The organism is Myxococcus llanfairpwllgwyngyllgogerychwyrndrobwllllantysiliogogogochensis, assembly GCF_006636215.1.
GTDB classification, from domain to species: Bacteria; Myxococcota; Myxococcia; order Myxococcales; family Myxococcaceae; genus Myxococcus; species Myxococcus llanfairpwllgwyngyllgogerychwyrndrobwllllantysiliogogogochensis.
Window position 1 is genome coordinate 1 of record NZ_VIFM01000357.1, and the last position, 9,880, is coordinate 9,880.

Here is a 9,880-nt window from a genome sequence, read left to right on the forward strand (position 1 = left end):
GGGTAGGGGAGGGGGCAGGGGCCTGGGCCCATACAGGAGTGGTGGCCACCAGCATCAGGGGGGCCAACAGGGAAAGCGGGGTACGACGCCTCATGCGGTCCTCGCGGGTCTTCATAAAGTGCACGGCGCTTCTAACCCGGTACGGGTCATCCGCCATCCCGGAAGCCAGCACTTCCTCCTGGCGGGCGTCCACCGTGAGACAGGGGAGGGAGCGCCCGGACCCGCCCCTCGGCCCCTCGACACGCGGGTTCGTCTGGATTTCCCATGACAACCTCATGGGTTGTTTGTCTGATTGCCACCGTGTCAGATTGGTTTGGTAGGGTGTCTTCAACCTTGGAAGCGGCATGGGGCCGCTCGGAGGGAGGCAGGCGGGATGGCGAGATACGACGGTGGGGGAGTGGACGCGGCGATCAACGACCTTTCGAAGGTCCTGGAGCGCATGCGGGTGCGTCTGGATGCGCTCGACCAGAGCCACTTCGAGCTCAAGGAGGCCATCCGGGACGGACGGAAGGCGTTCCGGGAGGTCACTCTCGAAGCCGGGGAGCTGCGACGGGAGGTCACGGAGTTCCGGCAGGACGTCGCGGAGTTCAAGCAGGACGTCCGTGAGCTGAAACACGATGTGAGTGCGCTCAAGCAGGACGTAGCCGCGGTCAACCAGAAGGTGGAGACCTTGGACGTGAAGGTCCACACCTTCGACCAGAAGGTGGAGGCCCTGGACAGCAAGGTGGAGGCCCTGGACAACAGGGTCCACACGCTGGAAGACAAGTCGAAGGCCTCGGACCATCGGTTCCTGGTTGTCGAGGAGAAGGTCGACGTGTTCTCCCGCGACCTCCAGGTGGTCCGCGCGGGCTTCGAGCAAGCCGTCGAGTCCCTCGCGAAGTTGAGCGACCACGTGGGTGCCTCGACCTCGGAGCTGCGTCGGGGACTGTTCCACGTCAACGGGAAGGTCGCCCGGCTCACCGTCGACCGGGAAGACACCGAGCGGCGGCTGCAAGCCCACGAGAGCATCTTGAACAAGCTGCTCAAGAACTGAGTCACTGACTCCCGAGCGAAGTGCCGCGAGGAAGGCCCTCGTGCCGGTGTAGCGTCCCCTCCGGCCTCGGACTTCCACGCCCGAAGCGAAGGGATTCGTATGAGGCTGGTGCTCATCTCCGACACCCATCGACGGCACGAGGAGCTGGAGGTCCCCGCGTGTGACGTGCTCATCCACGCGGGTGACTTCTCTCGCCGGGGAAAGCAGCCGGAGCTGGAGTCCTTCCTCGCCTGGTTCGCCAGCCGCCCGGCCCGCGAGAAGGTGTTCGTCGCGGGCAACCACGACTTCATCTGCGAGACGCAGCCCGAGCTGACCCGGACCCTGGCGCGAGAAGCGGGCGTGCACTACCTCGAAGACGAGGAGGTGCTCGTCGGGGGGCTTCGCCTCTGGGGCTCCCCGGTGACGCCACGCTTCGGAGGCATGGCCTTCAACCGCGAGCGGGGCGCCGACATCCTCACCCACTGGAACCGCATCCCCGAGGGCCTGGATGTGCTCATCACCCACGGTCCCCCCAAGGGCCTCGGGGACCGCACGTTCCTCGGCGCGCACGTGGGCTGCGCGGATTTGCTCGCGCGCGTGCGGCAGGTCCTCCCGCGCCTCCACGTCTTCGGCCACATCCACGAGTCACCGGGCGAGCACGCGCTTCCCGACGTGCCCACCCGCTTCCTCAACGTGGCCAACTGTCACCTCCACCCGTTCGGGATGCGGCCTCCCGTGGTGGTGGAGCTGGACGCGCCGTGAGCCGGGGGACGAGCGCCCCGTCTCCCGGCGAGGGGCCAGGAAGACCCGTGCGTCCAGTCTTCATCCTCCGGAATGTCGCTCGGGCGGCGGGGAGGCGTGGGGAGACGTGCAAGCATCGGCACCCTGGCCCGTTAAGTAGTAAGGACCGCGTGCCGGATTCGTGGCCCGTCTCCCAGGTACCAGGAGCTTCTTCGGATGAAACGATTTCTCATCGGCGCGCTCGCCTTCATTGGCGCGATGTCCGTCCTCTTCATGCTGGGCCTCATCGCCCTCATCGTGATGGCCTCCACGAGCCGCCCGAGCGTGCCGTCCAACCTCGTGCTGGAAATGGACCTGTCGCAGCCGCTGCCGGAGCACGTGTCGGGCGACTCGCTGGCCGGGGCCTTCGGTGAGGACCCGCTCACGGTGCGCGACGTGGTGGATGCGCTGGAGAAGGCCGGAGAGGACTCGCGGGTGAAGTCGCTGGTGGTGCGCGTGGGCACCAGCCCCGGCACTCCCGCGACGACGCAGGAGCTGCGCGACGCGGTGAAGGCGTTCCGGGCCAAGGGCAAGAAGGCCATCGCCTTCACCGACTCCTTCGGCGAGGAGGCCAACGGCACCAGCGCGTACTACTTCGCGTCGGCCTTCGATGAAATCTACATGCAGCCGTCCGGCGCGGTGAACATCATCGGCCTCGCGTTCGAGACGCCGTTCGCTCGGGATGCGCTGGCGAAGCTGGGCGTGAAGCCCCAGTTCGACAAGCGCTACGAGTTCAAGAACGCGGTCAACAGCTACACCGAGCAGGGCTACACCGGGCCGCACCTGGAGGCCACCGAGCGCTTCGCGGGCAGCCTCTTCGGGCAGATGGTGCGGGGCATCGCCGAGGGGCGCGGGCTGACGGAGGACGCGGTGCGCGCGCTCATCGACCGGGCGCCGCTGCTCGCGCCGGAGGCGGTGGACGGCAAGCTGCTGAACGGCCTGCGCTACCGCGACGAGGTCTACGCCGAGCAGAAGAAGGCGGCGGGCGACGGCGCGGAGCTCCTGTACGTGAAGAAGTACCTGGAGCGCGCGGGCCGGCCGCACACCACGGGGGAGACCATTGCCCTCGTGTACGGGGTGGGCGAGGTGGCGCGCGGCAAGAGCGGGGGCAGCCCGTTCGGCGAGGGGGCCATGGGCGGTGACACCGTGGCGGCGGCGCTGCGCAAGGCCTCCGAGGACTCGCGCGTGAAGGCCATCATCTTCCGCGTGGACAGCCCCGGCGGCAGCTACGTGGCCAGCGACACGGTGCGCCGCGAGGTGCAGCGCGCTCGCGAGGCGGGCAAGCCCGTCATCGCCACCATGGGTTCGTACGCCGCCAGCGGCGGGTACTACTTCGCCATGGAGGCGGACAAGATTGTCGCCCAGCCCGGCACGCTGACGGGCAGCATCGGCGTGTACACCGGCAAGTTCGTCACCAACGGCTTCTGGGAGAAGCTGGGCGTCAACTTCGACACCGTGGCGCTGGGGCGCAATGCCACGCTCGCCAGCTCGGACGCGGACTACACGCCGGAGCAGCAGGCGCGGGTGGACGCGGAGCTGGACCGCATCTACACGGACTTCACCACGCGCGCCGCGAGCAGCCGGAAGATGCCGCTGGAGAAGCTGCAGGGCCTGGCCAAGGGCCGCGTCTGGACGGGTGAGGACGCGCTGGAGAACGGCCTGGTGGACGCGCTGGGCGGCTATGCCAAGGCGCTCGAGCTGGCGAAGGAAGCGGCGAAGCTCCCCGCGGATGCCCGGGTGCGCATCGAGGAGTATCCGCGCAAGAAGAGCCCCGCCGAGGTGCTCTCCTCCGTGCTGGGCGAGACGGGGGACAACAGCGAGGACACCTCCGCCACGACGGCGGTCGTCACGCCCTGGGCGCCGCTGGTGGAGGCCACGCGCGTGGTGCATGGCCTGGGGGTGCGGCTGGGTGTCTTCGCACCCGAGCGCGGCTCGCTGTACGCGCCCATGCCCCAGACGCGCTGGTAGCGGACCTTCCGTTTTACGCGCCCCCGCGTGCCTTCCGGACGCAGGGGCGTGATGTCGGAACGCCGTGGATCCAAGGGCTTCGGGGCGCGCGGCATGCCTCGAAGCCCTTTTCGCGCCGTCACAACCCTGGACGCGCTCCGTCTCCCAGAGGAGACGTGACGACGCGGCACGGTGGGTGGGCGCCCCTGGGCCCCTGCCTTGCAGATGTCGTGGACGCGGAACCGTCTGTCGTCGGCGAGGAAGCCGCGACGGCCGGTGCGGGCGTAGAACTGTTTCAATTTTCCGGGACGAGTGCGTTCCCAGGGGTAGTGGCCGCCGTGGGGGGCCGGAGGAGCCGGGTATGAAGAAGCGACTGGGGGACATCTTGCTGGCGCGCGGCGTGATTGATGCGCTGCAGCTCCACTCCGCGCTGGCGTATCAGCGCAAGTGGGGGGTGCCGTTGGGGCAGGTGGTCGTGGATCAACGCTTCTGCTCGGCGGATCAGGTGCTGGAGGCGCTGGCGGAGCAGGTGGGGATGCAGACGGTGGACCTGTCGGCGCAGGCGCCCGAGCCCGGGCTGGCGCGGCTGATTCCGGAGCGGGTGGCGGAGGCGCACCGGGTGGTGCCCCTGCGGCTGGAAGGACACGCGCCCAAGGACACGCTGGTGGTGGCCATGGCCGCGCCGGCGAGCCTCGCGTCGCTGGACGCGGTGAAGAGCGTGACGGGGCGGACGCGGGTGGTGGCGAAGCTGGCCACGGATGCGTCCATCCGCCGAGCCATTGGCCGGATGTACCGGGGCGAGACGGACGTCGTCGCCCGGCGGCCCGGCATGGAGGGGTTCTCCCTGCCCGAGGCGGACGAGCAGATGACCATGGTGCTCGGCGCCAGCATGGTGGAGCTGACGAACATGGAGGCGCCGCCCGAGGAGGCGCTGCCGCTCCTGTCCTCGCTGGAGGAAGAGGCGGCGCGGCCCCAGCCCGCGGTGAAGGTGCCCGCGCCGAGGGCGCCCTTGCGCTCGAAGCTGCCCACGCTGACGGCGGCCCGTCCGGAGCCCATGGCCCAGGTGCTGGTGTACGGCTGGGGCGTGGACGCGGCGGCGGGGCTGGTGAAGGTGCTGGCGGGCGCGGGACTCACCTCCCGCGTGGCGAGCACCGAGGAGCTGCTGGCTTCGAGCGAGATGCAGGTGGTGGTGACGCCGCTGCCGTCGCTGGAGGCCCTGGGGTGCAAGGTGCCCGCGCAGGTGGTGGTGGCGGGCAAGACGCCCGAGGTGGACCTGCCTCGCGCGCAGGCGGTGGGGGCCCGAGGCTTCCTGGCCGCCCCGGTGGATCCGGACCTCTTGCTGCGTGCGGTGCGCAGGATGGTGCATCCCGCGGGTGATGCCACGTTTCTCCGCCGCGCGAGCTGAAGGGCGCGACGGGAGTCAGGGCACGGCGGAGAGCAGTGAAGTCTCCCCGCACAGCGAGGACTCGGGGAGCCACAGCGTCTCGAGTTCCACCGGTGCGGAGGTGAAGGGCTCGGCGCGCACCAGCGCGTCGGACTCGTAGCAGCCGGTGAGGAGCCAGCCTCGCTTGACGCGCTGGTACGTCTCCAGCGTGCGCGCGAGGGGGTCCACCAGCCAGACATGGGAGACGCCCTGGCGCGCGTAGACGGGCAGCTTGCGCGTGCGGTCCAGCGCGGCGGTGGAGGGCGCGAGCACCTCGCACACCCAATCCGGGGCCAGCGTGAGGAAGGGCACGTCCGGGTCGATGGGGGAGGCGACGCGGTCTCGACGCCAGCCGGCCACGTCCGGGACGAGCACGTCGTGACCGAGCCGCAGTTCGGGGGCGCGCAGGAAACACCAGCGGCCACTGCCACCCCGGCGTCGGTCGAGCTGCTCGCCCAGTTCCACCCCCAGCATGAAGGCGGCGCGAGTCTGCGCGGGAGTCAGCCTGGGTGAAGCGACGAACTCCTCGTCGAGGACTTCTCCCACCCAGCCCGAGGGCAGGGCCGAGAGCATCGAGTGGTTCGCCAGGTGGATGATGCCTTCCGTCACAGCGCCTCCGAAGGTGCGGCGGTTGAGGGCGGCATTCTAGGAGGGGGTCTGACACGTCCCCGACTGCTCGGAACGCGTCACTTTCCGATGCAGAATCGCTGGAAGATTGCGTCGATGAGTGCCTCGGAAGCGGAGGTTCCGGACAGTTCGCCGAGCGCCTCCAGGGCGAGGGCCAGCTCACCGGAGACGACTTCCAGGGTGGACAGGCGCGACGCGGACTCCGCGCGTGCGAGTGCCTCGGCGGCGCGACGCAAGGCATCGGCGTGGCGCTCGGATACGAGGGCTACCGCGGAGGGCGTACCGCCACCCCACAGCCGGGAGAGGAGGGATTCGCGCAGGGCGTCAACACCTTCGCCGGTGAGCCCGCTGACACGCGGGCGCGGCGCACCGAGGGTCTCCGACCCCACGTCGCACTTGCCGTCGATGACCAGCACGTCCGTCGCGCCCGCCTCTGCCCGCCAGCGCTCCGCGTCAGACTCGGACGTCCCTGGCGGCAGCACGAGCACCGTCAGGTCCACGCCCGCCAGCAGTTCGCGCGTCCGGGCGATACCCAGCGCCTCCACGCGGCCCGGCGTCTCGCGCAGTCCCGCCGTGTCGAACAGCGTGACGCCCAGGCCGTTCCACTCGACACGGGCCTCCAGTGCATCGCGCGTCGTCCCAGGCTCGTCGTCCACCAGCGCGCGCACCTCGCCCACCAGTCGGTTGAACAGCGTGGACTTGCCCGCGTTGACCGGGCCGAACAACGCCACGCGCGCGCCCCGGCGCACCAGTCGACCCTGTCCCGCCTCGGAGAGCAGCACCTCCGCCCGAGCCCGCAGCACCTGGACTCGCGCCTCCGAATCCTCGTCCGCGCCCTCCGCCTCGTCGGGGAAGTTGAGCACGCCCTCCAGGTCCGCATGCAGCGAGCGCAGGGGCTCCTCCAGCGCACGCACCCGCTCCGTGAGCGCACCCGAGAGCCCCGCCGCGGCGGCACGCACCGCGGACTCCGAGTCGGCCGCCACCAGGTCCGCCACCGCCTCCGCGCGCGTCAGGTCGATGCGGCCATTCAGGAAGGCGCGCCGGGTGAACTCACCGGGCGCCGCGGGACGCGCGAGCCCGTCCTCCAGCGCACGCGCCAGCAACAACTGAAGCAATCGCGGACTGCCGTGCGCCTGGAGCTCCACCACGTCCTCGCCCGTGAAGGAGGAGGGCGCGCGGAAGTAGAGGAAGAGGCCCTCGTCCAGCGCGCGGCCCTGAGCGTCCACGAAGCCCGCGAGGTACGCGTGGCGAGGCGTGGGCTCCACGGGAATGCTCGGCGCCAGGCGGCGACCCACCTCCAGCGCGGCGGGGCCCGACAGCCGGAGGATGCCCACGGCCCCAGCGGTGGGTGCCGTGGCCAGCGCGACGATGGTGGAAGTGGCTGAAGTCATCTCGGCTGGGGAGCGATGCTCCCCTCCGCGCGGGAGAGACTACCGGGGCCCCATGGGGGGCGTGGAACCACGGGCGGCCTTCTCGACGGCCTCGCGATTCTCCTCGATGTACTTCTCGACCGCTCCGTCTTCGATTTCCAGGTCCCGGAGCACTCCCGGGTAGACGAAGCGGAAGGCGGGAGACTCCTCATCCCCGCGCAGGCGGAAGCTCATCTTCAGCACCGCCGCGCCGTACAGCTTGTCCTTGAGACCCTTCGCCTTGCCCATGCACCGCCCTCTCACTCGTCGAAATCGTCCTCGTCATCATCCGGGAGCAAGCTCCGCTTGGGCAGCGGCGCCGGCTTCTCCGGAGTGAACACGACACGGCGGTTGCGACCCTCGCCCTCGGCCGTCACCTTCAACCCCGCCACACCTTCTACCGCCTTCAAGACGCGCGCGCGGTCATCCTGTTTCATCGCGGCGAGCGCGTAGAAGCGCCCCAGGCTGGCGGACTTCTCCGCGAGCCGGCGGACCGCCTCTCGCAGCGCCGCATCCTCTTCCACGGCCACCGAGCGCTCATCCGACTCGCCGCCCGCCCGCGCGGGCGCCGCCGCACTCCGAGGCGCCGCGGCCTGAGCCGCCCCTCGCTGCGCCTGCTTCCCGGGAGCCTGCGACTGAGCCACGGGAGCAGGCGCACGGGGCGCCGCCGCGGGAGCGGGAGCCGGGGCCGCCGCCGCGCCAGCCACGGGGGCGGGCGCCTGCGCGGGGGCCTGCTGCTGCGGCTCGCGACGCTGACGGGGCTCCGGGTGCGCGCCACAGCCCAGCACCACCCAGCGCCGTTCGACGCCGGGACGGTGCAGCATCTTGTTGAGCAGGAACTGGAGCGAATCCAGCACCTGACTGCGGCGGCCCTGCTCCACGCCGGGAGGAGGGCCCGCCTCGAAGTGCAGCGCGACGGACAGGCTGCCATCCGCCGCGTCCTGCATGTCCAGGCGCGCGGGGAAGCCCATCAGCCCGAGGATGTCCCCGAGGAGCTTCTCCACACGCGGCCGGAAGTCCGGGGCCGGAGTCCCACCCGAGGCGGGCGTGCCGCCCACGGGGGCCTGCTGAGGAACCTGCTGCTCGCTCACTTGCGTTTTCCTCCCGCTGTCGCCACCGCGGGCGTTCCGCCCCCTGCCTGGGGCTTGTTCTTCCGGTCCAGCCACTTCCGGAGCCCGTACTGCTGCGCGATGGAGAGGATGTTGTTGGTGAAGATGTAGAGCGACAGGCCCGCCGGGTACTGGAGCAGCGTCAGCGTGAAGATGCCGGGCACGAACCAGGTCATGATCTTCGCCTGGGTCGCATCCATCATCTGCGGCTGCATCTTCTGGGTGATGATCATCGAAATGCCCAGCGCCAGGGGCAGCAGGTACGTAGGGTCCTTGTAGGTCAGGTCCCTCCAGATGGGACCGAAGAAGGGCTCACCGTACAGGTCGAAGCTGTTGCGCAGCGCCGTGAAGAGGGCAATCCAGACCGGCATCTGGATGAGCAGCGGGAGGCAGCCGCCGAGCGGATTGACCTTCGCCTCCTGGTACAGCTTCATGATTTCCACGTTCTGCTGCTCGCGGTTGTCCGCGAACTTCTTGCGAATCTCCTCCATGCGCGGCTGGAGCTTCTTCACCTCTTCCATGCTGACCATGGAGCGGTAGGTGAGCGGCAGCAGCACCAGCTTCACCACGACGGTGAGCAGGATGATGGCCACGCCCCAGTTGCCGGTGAGGCCGTGGAAGAACTTCATGATGCCCAGCAGAATCTTGCAGATGACCGCCCAGATGCCGAAGTCGACGGTGTCCTCGAGCTTCGGGTGGAACACGGCCTCGCCCAGGCCCGCGGCCTGACGCAGCTCCGGACCGGGCACCACTGCCATCAGGTCCGGGTCCTTGGGGCCCAGGTAGCCACCGAGCCGCAGCGTCACCGTCTCGCCCGCGCCCACGCTCAGCGGGAAGGCCGCCGTCACCTGCCGCGCGGTGGGCGTGGCGGTGAGGATGCAGTGGCCGGGGCGCGGCCCGTCCAGCGGGTAGAGCGCGGACAGGAAGTACTGCTGGTTGATGCCGAAGAAGTGGATCTGCCCCTTGGTGTCCTCGGGCTTGTCGTCGCCCGGGTTCATGTTGTGGAGCTTCTCGTCCACCCAGCACGCGGAGCGGCTCAGGTTGCCCACGCCGCCGAAGAAGGACGGGGCGTGCTCGAAGTTCGGGTCGATGGCGCGGCCGTAGTGAACTTGAAGCTCGCCGTTCTGAGGCTGGCCGGAGGTGTTCTTCACCTGGATGGTGTACGTGAGCTCGAAGCCCTCGTGCGGCCACTGGAGCACCTTCACGACTTCCCACGGGCCCTGGCGGCCGGTGAAGGTGACGGACTCGGCGCCGCCGCCCTTCTTCTCCTCCACCGTGTAGGGCACGTTCTTCGGCAGGGGGCTTGCGCCCTCGATGGTGACGGACAGGGGCAGCGGCTCGTTGGGCACCGGCTGCGCCAGGTTCATCTGCGGCGCGGGAGGAACCTCCTTGCCCACCAGCAACTGCCAGCCCTGGGCCAACGTGAGCGAGTGCTGCTCACGCAGCTTCACGCCCTGCAACTGGGCCTCCGTCAGGCCCGCCCCCAGCGAGGAGAAGCGGTAGACGGAGTCCTTGCGCATCATCTCCACCTGCCGCGCGGGCGGGGGAGGGGTGGCGTCCGAGGGAGTTCCGG

General features: G+C 69.8%; 9 protein-coding genes. 4 read left to right on the forward strand and 5 right to left on the reverse strand.

Going from position 1 to position 9,880, the window contains the following annotated elements; translation table 11 throughout:
* Positions 1 to 373: 373 nt before the first annotated feature.
* The 4 genes from FJV41_RS45045 (at position 374) to FJV41_RS45060 (ending at position 5,144) form a co-directional block, all read left to right on the forward strand.
* Complete coding sequence (locus tag FJV41_RS45045) at positions 374 to 1,033, forward strand: hypothetical protein (protein WP_141648812.1); 660 nt, start codon at positions 374 to 376, stop codon at positions 1,031 to 1,033.
* Positions 1,034 to 1,132: 99 nt separating this feature from the next.
* Positions 1,133 to 1,774: a metallophosphatase domain-containing protein gene (locus tag FJV41_RS45050; RefSeq protein ID WP_181791386.1), complete on the forward strand. Its 642-nt coding sequence runs from the start codon at positions 1,133 to 1,135 to the stop codon at positions 1,772 to 1,774.
* 195 nt (positions 1,775 to 1,969) lie between these two features.
* Positions 1,970 to 3,760 carry a signal peptide peptidase SppA gene (sppA, locus tag FJV41_RS45055; RefSeq protein ID WP_141648814.1) on the forward strand — a complete coding sequence of 597 codons (1,791 nt, stop codon included), beginning with the start codon at positions 1,970 to 1,972 and terminating at the stop codon, positions 3,758 to 3,760.
* Positions 3,761 to 4,100: 340 nt separating this feature from the next.
* Entirely contained in the window at positions 4,101 to 5,144 is a 1,044-nt protein-coding gene (locus FJV41_RS45060; RefSeq protein WP_141648815.1) for a GspE/PulE/PilB domain-containing protein, read from the forward strand.
* A gap of 15 nt (positions 5,145 to 5,159) precedes the next feature.
* On the opposite strand, the gene FJV41_RS45065 is transcribed toward FJV41_RS45060, so the two are convergent.
* From FJV41_RS45065 to yidC, 5 genes are all read right to left on the reverse strand, one after another.
* Positions 5,160 to 5,771 (reverse strand): Uma2 family endonuclease, encoded by a 612-nt coding sequence (locus FJV41_RS45065; RefSeq protein WP_174456108.1) that lies wholly within the window; start codon positions 5,769 to 5,771, stop codon positions 5,160 to 5,162.
* A gap of 77 nt (positions 5,772 to 5,848) precedes the next feature.
* Positions 5,849 to 7,180, reverse strand: coding sequence for a tRNA uridine-5-carboxymethylaminomethyl(34) synthesis GTPase MnmE (gene mnmE, locus FJV41_RS45070; protein WP_141648816.1), 1,332 nt, complete (start codon positions 7,178 to 7,180; stop codon positions 5,849 to 5,851).
* A gap of 39 nt (positions 7,181 to 7,219) precedes the next feature.
* A complete protein-coding gene (locus tag FJV41_RS45075; protein WP_141648817.1) occupies positions 7,220 to 7,447 on the reverse strand; it encodes a hypothetical protein in 228 nt (75 codons plus the stop codon).
* Positions 7,448 to 7,458: 11 nt separating this feature from the next.
* On the reverse strand, positions 7,459 to 8,289 hold the full coding sequence (locus FJV41_RS45080; protein WP_141648818.1) for a hypothetical protein: 831 nt from the start codon (positions 8,287 to 8,289) through the stop codon (positions 7,459 to 7,461).
* Positions 8,286 to 9,880 (reverse strand): membrane protein insertase YidC (gene yidC / locus FJV41_RS45085; RefSeq protein ID WP_246137817.1); only part of this gene is annotated, 1,595 nt, incomplete at its 5' end. The genes yidC and FJV41_RS45080, both read right to left, overlap by 4 nt.